Annotated in this window: 21 protein-coding genes; 18 read left to right on the top strand and 3 right to left on the bottom strand. The window is 60.6% G+C overall.

The features are described 5' to 3' along the window. Nucleotides 1-3: 3 nt before the first annotated feature. Genes cbbX through gph form a run of 4 tightly spaced genes read left to right on the top strand, consistent with a single transcriptional unit; the run spans nucleotide 4 to nucleotide 2,966 of the window. Complete coding sequence (gene cbbX, locus EOB49_RS00110; RefSeq protein ID WP_127379786.1) at nucleotides 4-942, top strand: CbbX protein; 939 nt, start codon at nucleotides 4-6, stop codon at nucleotides 940-942. Between the two features lie 60 nt (nucleotides 943-1,002). Continuing rightward, complete coding sequence (gene rpe / locus EOB49_RS00105; protein WP_127379785.1) at nucleotides 1,003-1,689, top strand: ribulose-phosphate 3-epimerase; 687 nt, start codon at nucleotides 1,003-1,005, stop codon at nucleotides 1,687-1,689. A 21-nt stretch (nucleotides 1,690-1,710) separates the two neighbouring features. Then, nucleotides 1,711-2,268, top strand: a complete 558-nt coding sequence (locus EOB49_RS00100) for a thioredoxin family protein (protein WP_127379784.1) — start codon at nucleotides 1,711-1,713, stop codon at nucleotides 2,266-2,268. Beyond that, nucleotides 2,265-2,966: a phosphoglycolate phosphatase gene (gene gph / locus EOB49_RS00095; RefSeq protein WP_127379783.1), complete on the top strand. Its 702-nt coding sequence runs from the start codon at nucleotides 2,265-2,267 to the stop codon at nucleotides 2,964-2,966. The genes EOB49_RS00100 and gph overlap by 4 nt, the downstream gene beginning before the upstream one ends. 47 nt (nucleotides 2,967-3,013) lie before the next feature. Here the strand turns inward: gph and EOB49_RS00090 are convergent, their stop codons facing one another. Next, a complete protein-coding gene (locus tag EOB49_RS00090) occupies nucleotides 3,014-3,394 on the bottom strand; it encodes a cytochrome c family protein (RefSeq protein WP_127321093.1) in 381 nt (126 codons plus the stop codon). 363 nt (nucleotides 3,395-3,757) lie between these two features. Here EOB49_RS00090 and EOB49_RS00085 point away from each other — a divergent pair, with 363 nt between their 5' ends. The 6 genes from EOB49_RS00085 (at nucleotide 3,758) to EOB49_RS00060 (ending at nucleotide 8,504) form a co-directional block, all read left to right on the top strand. Then, on the top strand, nucleotides 3,758-3,967 hold the full coding sequence (locus EOB49_RS00085; protein ID WP_127269602.1) for a hypothetical protein: 210 nt from the start codon (nucleotides 3,758-3,760) through the stop codon (nucleotides 3,965-3,967). A gap of 33 nt (nucleotides 3,968-4,000) precedes the next feature. Continuing rightward, complete coding sequence (locus EOB49_RS00080) at nucleotides 4,001-4,987, top strand: ABC transporter substrate-binding protein (protein WP_127327540.1); 987 nt, start codon at nucleotides 4,001-4,003, stop codon at nucleotides 4,985-4,987. Beyond that, on the top strand, nucleotides 4,984-5,808 hold the full coding sequence (locus EOB49_RS00075) for an ABC transporter permease (RefSeq protein ID WP_127379782.1): 825 nt from the start codon (nucleotides 4,984-4,986) through the stop codon (nucleotides 5,806-5,808). The genes EOB49_RS00080 and EOB49_RS00075 overlap by 4 nt, the downstream gene beginning before the upstream one ends. Continuing rightward, complete coding sequence (locus EOB49_RS00070) at nucleotides 5,777-6,517, top strand: ATP-binding cassette domain-containing protein (protein WP_127269606.1); 741 nt, start codon at nucleotides 5,777-5,779, stop codon at nucleotides 6,515-6,517. Before EOB49_RS00075 ends, EOB49_RS00070 begins: the two co-directional genes overlap by 32 nt. A gap of 34 nt (nucleotides 6,518-6,551) precedes the next feature. Beyond that, entirely contained in the window at nucleotides 6,552-7,523 is a 972-nt protein-coding gene (locus EOB49_RS00065) for a quinoprotein relay system zinc metallohydrolase 2 (protein WP_127379781.1), read from the top strand. 117 nt (nucleotides 7,524-7,640) lie between these two features. Then, entirely contained in the window at nucleotides 7,641-8,504 is an 864-nt protein-coding gene (locus tag EOB49_RS00060) for a quinoprotein dehydrogenase-associated SoxYZ-like carrier (RefSeq protein WP_127379780.1), read from the top strand. Between the two features lie 124 nt (nucleotides 8,505-8,628). On the opposite strand, the gene EOB49_RS00055 is transcribed toward EOB49_RS00060, so the two are convergent. Continuing rightward, nucleotides 8,629-8,982, bottom strand: a complete 354-nt coding sequence (locus tag EOB49_RS00055) for a hypothetical protein (RefSeq protein ID WP_127269861.1) — start codon at nucleotides 8,980-8,982, stop codon at nucleotides 8,629-8,631. 664 nt (nucleotides 8,983-9,646) lie between these two features. On the opposite strand from EOB49_RS00055, the gene EOB49_RS00050 reads away from it, so the two are divergent. The 8 genes from EOB49_RS00050 (at nucleotide 9,647) to pqqE (ending at nucleotide 17,190) form a co-directional block, all read left to right on the top strand. Beyond that, complete coding sequence (locus tag EOB49_RS00050) at nucleotides 9,647-11,548, top strand: methanol/ethanol family PQQ-dependent dehydrogenase (protein WP_127379779.1); 1,902 nt, start codon at nucleotides 9,647-9,649, stop codon at nucleotides 11,546-11,548. A 176-nt stretch (nucleotides 11,549-11,724) separates the two neighbouring features. Next, nucleotides 11,725-12,249: a c-type cytochrome, methanol metabolism-related gene (locus EOB49_RS00045; protein ID WP_127327544.1), complete on the top strand. Its 525-nt coding sequence runs from the start codon at nucleotides 11,725-11,727 to the stop codon at nucleotides 12,247-12,249. After that, nucleotides 12,221-13,114 carry a substrate-binding domain-containing protein gene (locus tag EOB49_RS00040; RefSeq protein WP_127379778.1) on the top strand — a complete coding sequence of 298 codons (894 nt, stop codon included), beginning with the start codon at nucleotides 12,221-12,223 and terminating at the stop codon, nucleotides 13,112-13,114. The genes EOB49_RS00045 and EOB49_RS00040 overlap by 29 nt, the downstream gene beginning before the upstream one ends. Further along, nucleotides 13,111-13,671 carry a PQQ-dependent catabolism-associated CXXCW motif protein gene (locus EOB49_RS00035; protein WP_127267403.1) on the top strand — a complete coding sequence of 187 codons (561 nt, stop codon included), beginning with the start codon at nucleotides 13,111-13,113 and terminating at the stop codon, nucleotides 13,669-13,671. The genes EOB49_RS00040 and EOB49_RS00035 overlap by 4 nt, the downstream gene beginning before the upstream one ends. 414 nt (nucleotides 13,672-14,085) lie before the next feature. Next, nucleotides 14,086-15,024 (top strand): pyrroloquinoline quinone biosynthesis protein PqqB, encoded by a 939-nt coding sequence (pqqB, locus tag EOB49_RS00025; protein ID WP_127379777.1) that lies wholly within the window; start codon nucleotides 14,086-14,088, stop codon nucleotides 15,022-15,024. Further along, nucleotides 15,021-15,779, top strand: coding sequence for a pyrroloquinoline-quinone synthase PqqC (gene pqqC, locus EOB49_RS00020; RefSeq protein WP_127379776.1), 759 nt, complete (start codon nucleotides 15,021-15,023; stop codon nucleotides 15,777-15,779). The genes pqqB and pqqC overlap by 4 nt, the downstream gene beginning before the upstream one ends. Next, on the top strand, nucleotides 15,776-16,072 hold the full coding sequence (gene pqqD, locus EOB49_RS00015) for a pyrroloquinoline quinone biosynthesis peptide chaperone PqqD (RefSeq protein WP_127327547.1): 297 nt from the start codon (nucleotides 15,776-15,778) through the stop codon (nucleotides 16,070-16,072). Before pqqC ends, pqqD begins: the two co-directional genes overlap by 4 nt. Further along, entirely contained in the window at nucleotides 16,069-17,190 is a 1,122-nt protein-coding gene (gene pqqE / locus EOB49_RS00010) for a pyrroloquinoline quinone biosynthesis protein PqqE (RefSeq protein ID WP_127379775.1), read from the top strand. The genes pqqD and pqqE overlap by 4 nt, the downstream gene beginning before the upstream one ends. Nucleotides 17,191-17,209: 19 nt before the next feature. Here the strand turns inward: pqqE and EOB49_RS00005 are convergent. After that, a partial coding sequence (locus EOB49_RS00005) for a hypothetical protein (protein ID WP_127379774.1) occupies nucleotides 17,210-17,661 on the bottom strand: 452 nt, incomplete at its 5' end.

Here is a 17,661-nt window from a genome sequence, read left to right as displayed (position 1 = left end):
ACCATGCTGAACGCGATGACCAAGGACGCTGCCGCACAGGACGCGACGGTTGATCTGCAGGCCGAGTTCGAGGCGTCCAACATCGACGAGGTCATGGACAAGCTCGACCGTGAACTCGTTGGCCTGAAGCCGGTCAAGACCCGCATCCGCGAGATCGCCGCTCTCCTCCTGGTCGACCGGCTTCGCCGCAAGTTCGGGCTGACCTCGGGCGCTCCGACGCTGCACATGAACTTTACGGGAAATCCCGGCACCGGAAAGACCACCGTGGCGCTGAGGATGGCCGAAATCCTGCATCGTCTGGGCTATGTCCGCGAAGGCCACATGGTCGCCGTGACGCGCGACGATCTCGTCGGCCAGTATGTGGGCCACACCGCGCCCAAGACCCGCGAGGTGATCAAGCGTGCCATGGGCGGCGTGCTTTTCATCGACGAGGCCTACTATCTCTACAAGCCCGAGAACGAACGCGACTACGGCCAGGAATCGATCGAAATCCTGCTGCAGTGCATGGAGAACAACCGTGACGATCTGGTTGTGATCCTTGCCGGCTACAAGAACAAGATGGACCGCTTCTTCGACAGCAATCCCGGCATGCGTTCGCGCGTCGCCCACCATCTCGATTTCCCCGACTACGGTGTCAGCGAACTGAAATCGATCGCCGAGATTATGCTCGCGGAGCAGAATTATCGCCTCAGCGAGGCGGCGTCCCGTGCGCTCGAAGAGTATCTTCCGATCCGCATGAGGCTGCCGCATTTCTCCAACGCGCGTTCGGTCCGCAATGGGCTCGACCGGGCGCGGCTGCGGCAGGCCAACCGGCTTTTCGCATCGCGCAGCCGGGTGTTGACCAAAGCCGATCTTATCACCATCGAGGAATCCGACATTCGCGGCAGCCGCGTGTTCGCGGAAGGGAAACTCGAAGGCGAACCGGAGACGAAGATGCGCTGACGGGATGGAGCCGGCTGGCGCAGCGACCAACACCCGCAGACAGAATTGGAGACGACGACCATGGTCACCAGGACAATCATCGCACCCTCCGTGCTTTCCGCGGATTTCTCGCGGCTCGGCGACGAGGTCGAAGCTGTCGTGCGGGCGGGTGCCGACTGGATCCATCTCGACGTGATGGACGGCCATTTCGTGCCCAACATCACCTTCGGTCCGCCGGTGATCAAGGCGATCCGCGACCGAACGGACAAAATTTTCGACTGCCATCTGATGATCGCGCCGGCCGACCCCTATCTGGCCGCCTTCGCCGACGCCGGCTGCGACATCATCACGGTGCATGCCGAGGCCGGGCCGCATCTCGATCGTTCCCTGCAGGCGATCAAAAATCTCGGCAAGAAGGCCGGCGTATCGCTGAATCCTTCGACGCCGGAGAGCGTCATCGAGTATGTGCTCGACAGGCTTGACCTGGTGCTGCTGATGACGGTCAATCCAGGCTTTGGCGGCCAGGCCTTCATTTCCGCGGTCATCGAGAAGATCAGGCGAATCAAGGCACTGGTTGGCCACCGCCCGATTGACATCGAAATCGATGGCGGCGTCACGGCCGAAACCGCCCCGCTGGTCGCCGCGGCCGGGGCCAATGTGCTGGTCGCCGGGTCGGCCGTGTTCAAGGGGGGCACCGAGGCGGCTTATCGCGCCAACATTGGAGCCATCCGACAGGCGGCCGACGGTGCGATCCGGAAAGCCGCATAAACAATTCCATCGGAGGCAAGCATGGCGGCCGTCCCCCCTGTCTGCGATTTCGGCTGGCGCGCCATCGATGCCGTTTTGCCTGGCGTCGACGGCAGGTCGCATTCGATCTTCAGCCAGGCCGGCCCGAACGGCCTGGTCGTGGCCTTCATCTGCAATCACTGCCCTTATGTGAAGGCGGTGATTTCACGTATCGTGCGCGATGCCAACGATCTCAAGGCCGAAGGTATCGGCTTTGTCGCGATCAACTCAAACGATGCCGACACCTACCCGGAGGATTCCTTCGACCAAATGAAGCTCTTCGCCACGACGAACGGCTTCAGCTTCCCTTACCTACACGACCACCGCCAAACTGTGGCGCGCGATTACGCAGCCGTGTGCACTCCCGATTTCTTCGGGTTCAACAGCGAGTTGGGACTGCAATATCGCGGTCGGCTGGACGCCTCGCGACGAGAAGCCGGAGCGCCCGGGCTGAGACGCGACCTGTTCGAGGCGATGAAGCAGGTTGCCCGAACCGGCGACGGGCCGCTGGACCAGATCGCCTCGATCGGCTGCTCGATCAAGTGGAAGGATGCCGTATGAACGTCGGCGCAGGTAGGCCGCTTCGATCGCCGAAGGCGATCCTGTTCGATCTCGACGGCACGCTGGTCGACTCGGCACCGGACATAGCGGCCGCCGTCAACGAACTGCTGGCCAGTCGCGGTCTGCCGCCGCTGCGCCTGGATCAGGTCACGGCCATGATCGGCGGCGGCGTCAGGAAATTGATCGAGCGAGCCTTCGCGGCGTCGGGAGCGCCACTGCTCGGCAACGCTCTCGATGAGGCCAACCGCGTCATGGCGCCTATCTACCGCCGGCATCTGACCGGCCTGACAAGGCTGATGCCTGGAGTCAGGGAGGCTCTCACCCACTTTCATTTGGGCGGAGTAAGCATGGGGGTGGCAACCAACAAACCGCAGTTGGCGACCCGCGAAATCCTGCTTCATTTCGGATTGACGGAATATTTCGGCGCAATCGTTGGCGGAGACGCGGTGACATACCTGAAACCGGCGCCCGACGCCCTGCTGCTGGCGTTGGCACAGCTTGGGGTCGACGCCGGCGACGCGCTGCTGGTCGGAGACAGTGGCGCCGACCTGGGCGCCGCACGCGCCGCCGGCATGCCCGTCATTCTGTTGCGCGGCGGCTACAGCCACATTCCGGTGGAAGAGCTTGGCGCCGACCTCGTTTGCGACAGCCTTTTCGATCTGCCTTCGGCCATGCAGAGGCTGCAAGCCGATGCGTGATCAAGGCGTCCGCCGGCCGAACGCAAATTCGAACGGCCGGCTGCGCTCTATTTCGAGAATTGCTTCAGATAGGCAATGACATTGGCGATGTCTTCGTCCTGCTTGAGGCCGACAAACGCCATCTTCGTTCCTTTGATCATGGCCTTGGGATCGTGAAGATAGGTCTTCAGCGAGGGCTCATCCCATTTGACGCCGGATTTGCCAGCCGCGACCATCGCCTGAGAATAGCTGAACCCCGGGTGTGTCCCAGCCGTTCGGCCTATGACGCCGTTCAACGACGGGCCGACCTTGTTCTTGTCCTGGTCGGCGGCATGGCAGACCTTGCATTTGGCGAAGACCTTCTCACCAGCCGCCGCATCCTGGGCCTGGGATTGGCTCGCGATGAAGGGCACAACGGACATGACTGCGAAAAATGCGATTGCGCGCATGGTATTTCCTCATTGATCGTCTGGGTGCCCTGGACGATTTGCGCATGCCGATCCTTTGATCCGTCTGCATGCGCCTTACGCGGTGGAGTGGAATATCCGCTTCTCCCGTGGAGCCGCGCCGCGTGGCTCAGAAGCTAATTGGCATGTTGTGAAAGTCAATCGTACAAAGGTTTAGAGGCCTGGGTGCTCAAGAGACCTGTCCATTCGTCTTTGTTGACGGCTATCCGGCGAGCGCGTAGCTTGACCTCATTCCGGTTTCTCCATTGGCACCTCGGGAAATCCGGCAAGCGGTGATTTTGTCCTCGCTCCTGGTTGGGCTGGGCTCGCCGATATGGGCGTTTGGGAACGCGCAAGAGGTGCTGAATGGACATGGTCGATCTCATATTGACGGTTTGCCTCAGCGCCAATCCGAGCAATTGCCGAGACGAACATCTCTATTTCGAGAGCCGCGGCACTCTGTTCCAATGCATGATCCTTGCCCCCAGCGAAATCGCGAAATGGTCTCAAGAACACCCGAACCTCAAGGTCATGCGCTGGAAATGCGCATTTCCGAGCAAGGAACGAGCCATCTGATTTGGCTGCGCGGAACCCTGGGGAGGAGGTGTCATGATGGTTTCACGGCGCATGACGCTGCGTCTAGCGGTTCTCGGGACAGCCGCTGTTCTTGCTACCAGGCCGGTCGTTGCGGCAGCCAGGATTCGCCTCGGTGTGCTGAAGTTTGGAACCGTGAGTTGGGAACTCGATACGCTAAGGCGGCACAAATTCGATGCCGCCAACGGGATCGATCTGGAGATCATCGACTTCGCCGGCGAGGATGCAACCAACGTCGCGATGCTGGCTGGCGCGATCGACATGATCGTCTCCGACTGGCTATGGGTCTCGCGCCAGCGCTCCGAAGGCGGTGACGTCACATTGACCCCCTATTCGACCGCCGTGGGGGCGATCATGGTGAAGGAGGACTCGCCGATCCGGACGATCGCCGATCTCAAGGACAAGAAAATCGGCGTCGCCGGCGGCCCGCTCGACAAGAGTTGGCTGCTTATCCAAGCGCTGACCAGACGCGATCTCGACGTCGACCTGTCGGCAACCAGCGACATCGTCTTTGGCGCGCCGCCGCTGATTTCGGAAAAGGCAATACAGGGCGAACTCGATGCGGTGCTGAATTTCTGGCATTTTTGCGCCCGTCTCGAGGCCAATGGCTTCCGTCGACTGATCGGCGTGAACGACGCGGCAAAGTCGCTCGGGGCTCTGGGACCCGTTTCGGCCCTCGGTTACGTCTTCCATGACCAATGGGCAAACGAGAACCCGGATGCAGTCAGGGGTTTCGTGAGGGCGTCCGCGCAAGCCAAGGACTTGCTGGCCAGATCCGATGACGAATGGCTGCGCCTGGCGCCGATCATTCGCGCTGAAGGCAAGGAACTGGAAAAACTGCGCGATCGCTACCGCCAGGGCATTCCCAGACGGTCGGTCGCCGAGGAAGCGGCCGACGCCGGCAGGCTATACCATGTGCTGGCGGCGGTCGGCGGCGCGAAGCTTGTCGGCAGCGCGCCGGAAATGGCGCCCGGCACGTTCTGGCAGGATCCCCGGAAATGACCGCATTGGGAACCGACGGCACGCGTGATGCCCCGCCGAGCATATCCGGCCGACGCAGTCTGGCGACGGCACTCGTGCCCGCGCTGACCGTAGCGATCTCCCTGCTCGGGCTTTGCCTGCTGTGGAACCTTGCGGCAAGCGTCTGGCCAAGCCGTGCCTTTCCAGGACCTGGGCAGGTCTGGCAGGTGCTTCTCAGGGAGGCTGCGAGCGGCGACCTCTTTTACCATCTCGGCGTGACTCTCGGCCGGGTCGCCGCGGCATATATCGTCGCCATGATCGTCGGATCCGTCATCGGCGTTTTGCTCGGCAGCCATCGTCGCGTCGACCGTTTTTTCAACCCGTGGGTGATCCTGTTCCTCAACATCCCGGCGCTGGTGGTCATCGTCCTCGGCTACATCTGGTTCGGCCTCAACGAGGCGGCGGCGATCGGCGCGGTGGCGGTGAACAAGATCCCGAATGTCGTGGTGACGATGCGCGAAGGCGCCAGGGCGCTTGATCCAAGTTACGCCGAAATGGCCACCGTCTATCGCTTCGGCCGCCTTGAACGCATCCGCCATATCCTGCTGCCGCAATTGCAGCCCTATCTTGCCGCCGCATCGCGATCCGGCATTGCCCTCATCTGGAAGATCGTCCTGGTCGTCGAACTGCTCGGCCGCTCGAACGGTGTCGGCTTCCAGATCCATCTCTATTTCCAGCTCTTCGATGTCGCCGCCATCCTTGCCTACACGCTGGCTTTCGTGGCGGTGCTGCTTGTCATTGAACTCCTCCTGGTGCAGCCCGTTGAACGACATGCAACCCGTTGGCGCCGTCGTCCCGCTTAAGGTCGACATCGCCGAAAAGACCTTCAGGTCCACGCGAGGCGTCTCGATCACGGCGCTTCAGGACCTTTCCTTCGAGGTCCGGCAAGGCGAATTCGCCTGCTTGCTGGGACCGTCGGGCTGCGGCAAAACCACCACGCTGCGTATCCTGCTTGGCTTGGACAAAGACTTTTCCGGCTCCTTTCAGTTGCCGCAAGGAGGTTCGAACCGCATCGCCGCCGTATTCCAGGAACCGACCCTGCTGCCGTGGCGAACGGTGGAACAGAATGTCAGGCTGGCGTTGCCGAAAAGCTTGAGAGCGAAAAATCTGGACGGGCTGTTCGACACGCTCGGCCTCGCCGGCATGCGCTCGCTCTATCCTGCCGAACTGTCGCTCGGCCTTGCGCGCAGGGCAGCACTTGCCAGGGCTTTCGCCACCGAGCCGGCGGTGCTTTTCCTGGACGAACCTTTTGTCTCGCTCGACGAACAGACCGCCGAGCGGCTTCGGCATCTGCTTTTGACCGTGTGGTCGGCACGGCCGACGACCGCCTTGATGGTGACGCACAATCTACGCGAGGCACTGATGCTGTCGGACCGCATCATCGTGCTCGCGCCACGGCCAACCCATGTGCTCGGCGTGTTCGACGTACGGCTGCCACGGCAACATCGCAATTCGCAGGTGATGAGCGACCTCCTGCGGTCGTTCCATCATAGATTTCCGGACGTCACCTGATCGCCTGCAGGCGAAATGCATATCGGAGGCCCTCATGTCGGTTGATCGGCTAAGACGCAGGCTTGTGAGTGGCTTCACCTGCACCGCTGCCAGCGCCGCCTTGCTGCCATGCTGCCTCGGACGAGCCGTTCTGGCCGCAGGCGCCAGCTTGCGGTTCTCGACCAGGCAAATCGCCGACGGCGTCTTCGCCTTCCAGGGCGCGGATGAATTGATGACCGCCGCCAACAACGGTGCGATCTGCAATCTGGGCGCCGTCATCGGCACCGATGCGGTTGCCGTCATCGACAGCGGTGGCAGCCTGATCGAGGCGCAGGCCTTTCTCGCCGCGATCGGAAAGCTGACAGCAAAGCCGGTTCGCTTCCTGGTCAACACCCACATGCATCCCGACCACATCTTCGGCAATGCGGCATTCCGGAAGATCGGCGCGACCATCGTCGGTCACCGCAATCTGCCGCGTGCTCTCGAAGCGCGTGGAGCGTTCTATCTGCACAACTATCGCGAACAGCTTGGCGAGGCGTTGATGGAGGGGATCGAGATCGTGCCGCCGACCATGCTGGTCGACGATCGCCTGCAACTCGACCTCGGCGGGCGCATGATCGAACTGCGGGCATGGAAGGCGGCGCACACCGACAACGACCTGACCGTATTCGATACCGCGACCAGAACGCTCTTTGCCGGCGATCTCGTGTTCATGGGCTCCTTGCCGACGCTCGACGGATCACTGCTTGGATGGCTCCGCCAGATGGATGCGCTCACCGCGATCGACGCCGCGCGCGTCGTTCCAGGTCATGGTCCTGTAACGGCCGACTGGCCACAGGCGCTGGCGGGGGAGCGACGCTATTTCGAGATTCTGGCGCGCGATATCAGAAAGGCGATCGCCGACGGAACGCCGCTGCGCGAAGCAGTCAAAACCGCTGGCGAAACCGAACGGGATAATTGGCACCTGTTCGACGACTACAACCAGCGCAACGCAACGGCCGCATTTGCCGAACTCGAGTGGGAATAGACGATGCCGACATGCGTCCAGCAGCTGTAAGGCACGGCGATTTGCCAAGGCGTCGCCAAAGGCTTATCCTCAACGCCAGCCTGGGCACCACCTCTCTGCATTGGTGGAGGCATCGAAATGCAAAATCACCCTTACTCGAGCCGGCAGCTCGCTTTGCCGCTCGCATCCGTTTTTGTCGCGATCGTCTTGGCCATCGGCACGCTGCTCGGTTCCTCCGGAACCGCCAGCGCACAGCAAACAACCGCGTCCTCGGACAGAATCTGGCATGACTTGAAGGGCGACGTGTTCGGCGATCGGGCAATTCTGGTCGATACCGGCGTCGTCAGGATCGAAGCGCCGAAGCGGGCGCAGGATGCCGCCATCGTGCCCGTGGACATCTATCTCGATCCAGCCAAGGCGCCGGACGGCATCAAATCCGTTACCTTGATCATCGATGCCAACCCTGCACCGGTGGCGGCAACGTTCCAGCTCGGCAAGGATGCCGGCGTGACGCATCTGTCGACGCGCGTGCGCGTCAACGACTATTCCTATCTGCGTGCCATCGCTGAGACGCAGAGCGGCCAGCTCCATATGATGCAGACCTTCGTCAAGGCATCAGGCGGATGCTCCGCCCCTGCGGTCAAGAACCAGGACGAGGCCAACGCGACGATGGGTCAGATGAAGCTGCGCCAGTTCCCGCCCAAAGAGACGATGACCAAGACTGAGGAACTGCAGTTGATGATCCGGCACCCTAACAATTCAGGCCTGCAGCGCGATCCGCTGACCCAGTATTTCATACCGGCGCATTTTGTTCAGAAACTGTCGATCTCGCAAGCCGGCCGGCCGATCCTCTCCATGGAAGGTGGAATATCGATTTCGGAAGACCCCAATTTCCGGTTCGATTTCACCGTGCATGGCAACGGCGAAATCCAGGTGGAAGCGACCGACACGGATGGCAAAACATTCCGCAATCAGTGGCCCCTGGAGACAGCAGGTCTCTAAAGTATCCCTCTTGCGCCGTAATGCCGGGTGCTTGCCAGCTCGATCCCCGAAGTGAAGCTCATTTCGGGAGGATCATGTCCAGGCAAAGGATGGAACTCTATCCGGCTTGCGGAGGGAGCAGGCTCTAAAAGCAGCGCACGTCGGCTTCCGACTGCGCGCGCTTCAATTCGGTACGGGCGGCCTTCGCCGGTGCGCTTTCGCGAAACAGCCCAGCGTTTTCGCCTGTGGTCAAAGACATACTCTTGAAAGTCTCGGCCCTCTCATAGTGGTCGTACGGAAGGATCGAGGCGATGACGTCGATCGAGCAGGAACAGCTTTCCAGCGCCTTACGTGTCTGGCCGTTCGTCTGCATGCAGCCGAGCACGTAATCGGCAATCGTTGCTGTCGGGTAATCTCCCGCGGCGCCCGCCGGGTTTGCGAAGGCCAACGGCGCGGCCAGGAGCAGCGGCAAGGTCGAAAATCCAACATATCTGATCATGGGAAAACCTCCGGTTAGCCTGGGCGCGATGTGCCAAGTCGGGATCACCGTGGCAGTTGGCAACGAGCCGCAGAGTCAGTCAAGCGCCCATGGCTTCCGTATACGACCAAAGGAGGAATGCGGTACTCGTCGACCGTGGTTCCGCATGGCGGCCTGATGGCCCGCTCCACACCCCAACTCCAACGATCATCTCATGCTTGGCCCACTATCGATTCCCCATGCAGCACGTAGATGGCTAGGCCGAGACATCGAAGTGAATACCGCTAAATAAAATCCTTGCTTAGGTGAAATGTAAAACTCAAAAAATAATCAAATTTTATGCGGCCAACCGTTACTTAGCTAGTAGAAATACTTTATCTAACAAATACCCTCCTAATTATTTCCTTATATTGCACCGCATCATTTAGGATATTGCGGTGCAAAAAGACACCCAGGCTTTTTTGCTTGCCTAGCGTTTTGCGATGACATAGCCTCACCCTGTTTCCGGCTTCAAGGGCGTCACCGTCATTAGGGAGCGGCGACAGTCTTTCGTAGGCCAAGGTGAGGTGGGCAGTAACGGTGCCCTCTGCACATCTGGCTTAGGTCGTGACACGCTGCCGGAAATATTTCCCCCCCGTGAATCGCTTGGGCTGATTCATCACTATGAACCTCGGGAGGAATTCGGATGCGTGTACTTACGAAAGCTACCTATATTCTAACCACTGCGGCGTTTCTGTCGCTCGGCGCGGCCTATACGGCGTCGGCTAACGAGGACCTTGCAAAGCTGGCTTCGGATTCGAAGAACTGGGCAATGCAGACGGGTGACTACGCCAACACCCGCTATTCCAAACTCAACCAGATTACTGCGGACAATGTGAAGAACCTGCAGGTCAAGTGGACCTTTTCCACCGGCGTGCTACGAGGCCACGAGGGTGGACCGCTTATCATCGGCGATGTGATGTATGTCCACACGCCTTTCCCGAACAATGTCTTTGCGCTCGACCTCAAGAATGACGGGAAGATCCTCTGGAAATACGAACCCAAGCAGGATCCCAACGTCATCCCGATCATGTGTTGCGATACGGTCAATCGCGGTGTTGCCTATGGTGACGGCAAGATCATTCTCAATCAGGCCGACACCACGGTCGTCGCCCTCGACGCGAAGACCGGCAAGGTCGTCTGGTCGGTCAAGAACGGTGACCAGACCGATGGCGGCAAAGGCGAATCCGGTACGGCTGCCCCCGTCGTCGTCAAGGACAAGGTGCTCATCGGCGTCTCCGGCGCCGAATTCGGCGTTCGCGGCTGGCTGGCCGCCTACAATCTGAAAGATGGCAAACTCGCCTGGAAAGCCTATTCGGAAGGTCCGGACGCAGACACCCTGATCGATCCCGAAAAGACCACGCATCTCGGCAAGCCGGTGGGCAAGGACTCCGGCACGAACACCTGGGAAGGCGAGCAGTGGAAGACAGGCGGCGGCACGACATGGGGATGGTATTCCTATGATCCCAAGCTGAACCTGGTCTACTATGGCACCGGCAATCCCTCGACGTGGAATCCCGTACAACGCCCCGGCGACAATCGCTGGTCGATGACGATCATGGCCCGCGATGCGGACACGGGTGTTGCCAAATGGCTCTACCAGATGACCCCGCATGACGAATGGGACTATGACGGCATCAACGAGATGATCCTCGTCGATGGCATGGACGTCAACGGCGCCAAGCACGACGTGCTGGTGCATTTCGATCGCAATGGCTTTGCCTACACCATGGATCGCGCCAGCGGCGAACTTCTCGTCGCCAAAAAATACGATCCGGCTGTGAACTGGGCGACCGAAGTCAACATGGACCCAAAGAGCGATCAGTATGGCCGCCCGCAGGTCGTGGCGAAATATTCGACCCAGCAAAACGGCGAAGACACCAACTCGACCGGCATCTGCCCGGCCGCGCTTGGAACCAAAGACCAGCAGCCGGCCGCCTACTCGCCGAAGACCGGGCTGTTCTATGTCCCGACCAACCATGTCTGCATGGACTATGAGCCTTACAAGGTAAGCTACACCGCCGGTCAGCCCTATGTTGGCGCCACCGTGTCGATGTACCCGGCCCCTGGCGGCGACGGCAGCATGGGCAACTTCATTGCCTGGGATGCAGCCAAGGGTGAGATCGTCTGGTCGAAGCCCGAGATGTTCTCGGTGTGGTCTGGCGCGTTGGCCACGAATGGCGACGTCGTCTTCTACGGCACGCTCGAAGGCTACATCAAGGCGGTCGATAAGGACGGCAAGGAACTCTACAAGTTCAAGACCCCGTCCGGCATCATCGGCAACATCACGACCTACGAGCAGGGCGGCAAGCAGTACATCGCCGTTCTGTCGGGTGTTGGCGGCTGGGCAGGTATTGGCCTGGCAGGCGGCCTGCTTTCGCCTGACAACGCCGCTGCCTGGCATGGCGCCGTCGATCAGGGCCGCGCCCAAGGCGACGAGGCCGCGGTCGTTGGCACCGCTGGTCTTGGTGCCGTCGGCGGTTACGCTGCACTTGCCGACTACACGACGCTGGGCGGTCAGCTCACCGTCTTCGGTCTCCCGGATTGATGCGCTGGGAACCTTGAGAACGCCTCAGGTCTTGTGAGACCAAAGGCTTGAAGAACGAGAGCCCGGATCATCCGGAAGCCATGGCCGGGCTCTCGATTCGGTTACGCACCCAAAACACCGATCAATGCCGGTCGCGCCAGCAAAACCGTGTCCATTGGCAAATGAAGGAAGTTTGAATGTCCGTTCGCATTGTAATTTCGGCTTTGGTCCTGGCTCTGCTGCCTCTGGCAAGCTCAGGCGTCGCCCAGGCCGACGACAGCATGGAAAAAGCCAAGGCGGTGAAGGAAGAAGGCGGCAAGTATTTGGATGCGGATGGAAATCCGACCTACAAGATCGAAAACGGAACCGTCGATTGGTACACGTTCAGCGGCTACCGCCGGTATCACTCCGATTGCCATGTCTGCCACGGACAGGATGCAACAGGTTCGAGCTATGCGCCGGCTTTGGTCAACAGCCTGAAAAACATGGATTACGGCACGTTCCTCTCGATCGTTGCCGAGGGCCGCAAGAATGTCGGCGGCGGCAAGGAAAACGTCATGCCTGCCTTTGGCGACAACAAGAATGTCTATTGCTACATGGACGACCTCTACATCTACCTGCGCGCGCGCGCAGATGGCGCGGCGCCCCGCGGACGGCCGCCCAAGCACGAAGACAAGGCCCAGGCGGCGAAGGATGCCGAAGCATCCTGCATGGGTGGATGACATGATTGGCCGCGATGCATTGAAGCTGCGCGTCGTTCTGCCGATCCTCGGCACACTCGCCTTGCTGCCGTCGAATGCGCATGCGCAAAGCGCCGGCCTTGGTGCGGCGGGAGAACTGGTCGATCCCGGCATCTTGCGCGTCTGCGCCGATCCCTCGAATATGCCCTTCACCGACAAGAGCGGCGAAGGATTCGAAAACAAGCTGGCAGAGCTGGTTGCCGCGAAAACCGGGCGCAAGTCCGTCTCCTACACCTGGTTTCCCACGATCACCGGCTTCGTGCGCAATACGTTGGGGGCCAACCGATGCGACATCATCATGGGCTATGCCCAGGGCGATGAGCTGGTGCAGAACACCAACGCCTACTATCGCTCCGCCTATGTGCTTGTGCATCCGAAAAGCCACGATATGGAAGGCGTGGAAACGATCGAGGATCCCAGACTCAAGGGCAAGACGATCGGCGTCGTTGAAAGCACGCCGCCAACCGCCAACATGGCCGCCAACAAGCTCCTGCGGACCGCCAAGATCTATCCGCTTGCGGTGGATACGCGGGTCACCCCATCCATGGGGGAGGTCATGATCAAGGACATGCTGGCACACAAGATCGATGCGGCGGTGCTGTGGGGACCGATGGCAGGTTACTATGCCAAGGAACTCGGAGCCGATGTGACGATCGTTCCACTGGTGAAGGAAAAAACCGGCTCGCGCATGTCTTACCGCATTACCATGGGCGTACGTCCGTCCGACCAGGAATGGAAGCGGACGCTCAACCGGGTGATCAGGGAAAACCAGGCGGAGATCACCAGGATCCTGCTGAGCTATAACGTGCCGCTGATCGACGAACACGACAACCTGATTACCCAATGAATGGAAGGGAGACTATTTTCTTGCTGGTCGCCGCGAGCCTTCTGGGTCTGACCGAGCCGACATGGGCTGGCGATGTCGCCGAACCCAGCGGTTTCCGGATGGACGACTATCGGGCGCCGGTGCCGCGGACGCTGCAAGGCGCGAGGGTGGTGACGACGGTGGAAGCGGAAGCGCTGTGGCGAGCGAAAAAGGCGATCTTCTTCGACGTGATGCCGGACACGCCCAAACCGACCAATTTGCCGGCAGGAACCATATGGAGGGACAAGGTCAGAAAGGACATCCCAGGCAGCATATGGCTGGCCAATGTGGGATACGGCGCTATTTCGCAGGAGACCGCCAGCTATTTTCGCCAAGGCCTCGAGGCCAAGGCCGGGACGGACAAGTCGCGCGCGATTCTGTTCTACTGCATGACGAATTGCTGGATGTCGTGGAATGCGGCGAAACGGGCGGTCGAGTGGGGCTACAGTTCGGTAATCTGGTATCCGCTCGGCGCTGATGGGTGGGAAGATGCAAACCTTCCACTGGAGGAGAAAAAACCCTACACAACGAACAATTGAAGTAAGGACTGCAATTATTCTCGATAGTTTGTTTTCAACTTTCAAAACCTATTGTTTCATTTGTCCATTTTGAGACTTGATGGACGAGCCATTGCGTCGGTGCCCTGCAATGGTTGGCTAACGACAGGATCGGTCCCTTCGGGCTGGTATAAGAGGAGAAATGTCATGAAGAAGAACTGGAAAAAACCGACCATGTGTCAGGTTGCCGCTGGCTTCGAAATTTCACGGTATCTGCCTGCTGAAATTACTCCCAAGAAGTAGGCCGCAGAGGTGCGCGTCCCTGGCGACAGGGGCGCGCATCCCCTCGCCGCATGGGATTTTCGTGAAAGATTTTGACGCACGCAAAGCGCGCGAAGCGTTTTTTGTGACTGCAAATTGCCTGCAGGTCAGAGAAGCCGGCGCGCGGGCATTTTCATGCATTTGAGGATCATCGGATCGGCGGCGGGCGGCGGCTTTCCGCAATGGAACTGCAACTACCGTCTGAGTCGTGCGGCTCGCACCGGCATGGCCGGGGTGCATTCACGAACCCAGTCCAGTATCGCCGCCTCCGCGGACGGGTTCGGCTGGGTTCTTTTCAATGCCTCGCCCGACATTCGCCAGCAAATCGCTGCAACACCTGAACTGCAGCCTGCGGGCGATGCGCCGCTGCGCTCCACCCCTATTCGCGCGGTGGTGCTGACCAACGCCGATGTCGATCATATCGCTGGACTGCTCAGCCTGCGCGAGCGGCAGCCTTTCGCCATCTATGCAACGGCGCAGGTTCTGGCGACGCTGGAGGCGAATTCGATTTTCCGTGTTCTCGATCCAGCGCTTGTGCCGCGGCGCATCCTGCCGCCGGCGAAAGAATTGGCCATTTGCGACGCAGAAGGCCGCGAGACCGGCGTAATGATCGAGCCCTTTCCAGTGCCCGGGAAGATAGCACTCTATCTGGAGGATAGAGACCATCCGGATGCCAATTTCAACTCCGACGCAGGTGATACGATCGGAGTCCGAATTGCCGGCATCGGCAGCCGCGGCTCCGTCTTCTATATCCCAGGCTGCGCACGCATCGATGCGGCCTTGCGCGCGCGTCTCGCCGATGCCGCCTGTCTTCTGTTCGACGGCACGGTCTATACCGACGACGAGATGATCGTCGCCGGCGTCGGTCAGAAAACCGGCGCGCGGATGGGGCATCTGGCGATCTCGGGAGAATCGGGTTCGATCGCCGGCTTGGCCGATGTGAAGGTCGGCCGTCGTGTCTTCGTCCACATCAACAACACCAACCCCATCCTTGACGAGAACTCCGCCGAGCACGCGGCGGTCAAGGCGGCAGGCTGGGAAATCGCAAGCGACGGTCTTGAGGTGGAATTTTGAGCGACTTCCGCGATGCAGCCAAAGGCGGACTCTCCACGAGCGCTCTCGAAGCCGTATTGAGGCAGGTTGGCGCCGAGCGCTATCACAATCGCCATCCCTTTCACCACAGGATGACCAGCGGCGCATTGTCGAAGGCCGAGATGAAGGCCTGGGCGCTGAACCGCTATTGCTATCAGGCGGTCATCCCGCGAAAGGATGCCATGATACTCGTGCATGCCGAGGATCCAGCGTTTCGCGCCGCGTGGCGCAAGCGGATCGAGGATCATGACGGCGAGGACGGCTGGAGCGGCGGTATCGCGCGCTGGCTGCATCTGGCAACTTCGCTCGGCCTGGACGCCGAGGCCGTGAAGAGCGAAAGGCTGGCACTGCCGGCGACGCGCTTCGCGGTGGGCGCTTACCTTTCCTTTTGTACAAACCGGACGTTGTTCGAGGCGGTCGCGTCCTCGCTGACCGAGATGTTCTCGCCACTCATCATCGGCGAGCGGGTGCCGGCAATGCTGGCCAAATACGACTACATCACCGAGGATACACTGGCCTATTTCAGGCAACGGCCCGAACAGGCCTCACGTGACGCCGACTTCGCCCTCGCCTACGTGCTCAGCCACGCCGATACAGCGGAGCGCCAGCAGCAAGCAATCGATGCACTGGTGTTCAAATGCGATATACTCTGGGCCATGCTTGACGCGCTTCAACACGCCTATGGCGAGCAGGGAAACATACCGCCCGGCGCCTTCCAGCCCGAGGCAGCCCAATGATGGCGCTGCGCGAAAGAGCCGTGGTGTCGTTGCGATCGGTACCTTCGCTGCCGAAACACGTGCGCATACAATACGATTCCGTGCGGCAGGCATTCGCCGTGCTTTCACCGGAAAAGATATTCTGGCCGAACGATGTCAGTCTCGACATATTGCGCCGCTGCGATGGACGGTCCACGGTCGGCGATATCATTGCCGGCCTTGCCGCGGATTATGAGGCCGAACAGGAGGCCGTGGCGACCGACGTCATCGCCTTCCTGCAGGAATGGTCGGACAAGCTGCTGGTGAGGCTATGAGCACGCCCCTCCTCCCTCCAATCGGCATGCTGGCGGAACTGACGCATCGCTGCCCGCTGCAATGCCCTTATTGCTCCAATCCGCTGGAACTGCTGAAGGCCAATCGCGAACTCGACACTGAGACCTGGCTCGCCCTGTTCTCGGAGGCCGCCGATCTGGGAGTGCTCCAGGTGCATCTGTCCGGTGGCGAGCCGACACTGCGCCGCGACCTCGAGCAATTTATCGCAGGGCTTGCGGGGCGCGGTGTCTACACCAATCTGATTACCGCGGGCGTTGGCATCGTCGAGGGCCGTATCGAGGCATTTGCCGAAGCCGGCCTCGACCATCTGCAACTGAGCTTTCAGGGCGCGCGGCCGGCGACCACCGATCGCATCGGCAACCACAAGGGCGCTCACGAAAAGAAGCTGGAAACGGCACGCCGCGCGCGCACTGCCGGTCTGCCTCTTACCATCAACGCACCGATCCATCGCCATAACATCGAGGAAGTGCCGGAATTCATCGATCTCGCCCTTTCGCTGGGCGCGGAGAGGCTCGAGATCGCCAATGTGCAGTATGCCGGCTGGGCGTTGACCAATCGCGACCAACTGATGCCCGAGCGGGAAGCGGTCGACAGGCAGGCGGAGATCGTCGCGGAGGCACAGGAGCGGTTGGCCGGCATCATCAACATCGATTTTGTGACGCCGGACTATTTCGCGATCTATCCCAAGCCGTGCATGGGCGGCTGGGCGCGGGACGCCTTCATGGTGACGCCTGACGGCACCGTACTGCCCTGCCATGCCGCACAGACGATCCCGTCGCTCAGCTTCGAGCGTTTCGAACCACGCAGGCTGTCCTCGATCTGGGCCGATTCACCGGGGTTCAATGCCTTTCGCGGCACGGACTGGATGCAGGAACCCTGTCGCGGCTGTGAGCGGCGCGAGATCGACTGGGGCGGCTGCCGCTGCCAGGCGATGGCGATCGCCGGCGATGCCGCTGCAACGGACCCGGCTTGCGCGAAATCGCCGATCCATGCTCGCATGGCAATGCTGATCGACGAAGCCAAGCGCATTGCCACAGCCCCTTCGAGAGAAGAACCATTCGTCTACCGGCGGATCGGTGCCATGACCGAATCCGTCTGACCTGGTGAGAAAGCGCTTCTCACCCCCTCCGGAAAACGCGAAGCGTCTGCTCGTCAAACAATGGCTCGTCCTGGCCGATGCGCACAAACAGAAGCCTGTGCCCCTCACCCGCCGGCACCTCGAAATACTGGATGCCGTCAGGCATTTCACCCCAGTCGCCGCAGGGCGGTTCGGGAACCTCGTCGGAACTGGCAAGCGCTTTGAGTTCTTCCGCATAGGAGGCGTCAGGGCTGAATGAGTAGCGTTTGACGCCTGCAGGCTCCGTGCCCTGCGTGTAAGGCGTCAGCACGCAGCGGGCGCTGACCGCCTTGTCGGTCTTTTCGAGGAACAGGCGGCGCAAGGCAGCCTCGGCAGTTTCACCTGATATGATGTCGAACAGTTCAACGAGAGGATCGGCCGCGCCGCCGTCGCTGTATTTGATGGCAAGCGCGTTGTCGGCGAATTCGAAATGGATCTGGCGGAAGCCGAAGT

Origin of the sequence: Mesorhizobium sp. M7A.F.Ca.MR.148.00.0.0 (genome assembly GCF_003997735.1) — a bacterium.
In the GTDB taxonomy this organism is placed as follows: Bacteria; Pseudomonadota; Alphaproteobacteria; order Rhizobiales; family Rhizobiaceae; genus Mesorhizobium.
Note: the sequence above shows the minus strand (reverse complement) of the source record. Positions and strands in the feature narration are given on the sequence as shown.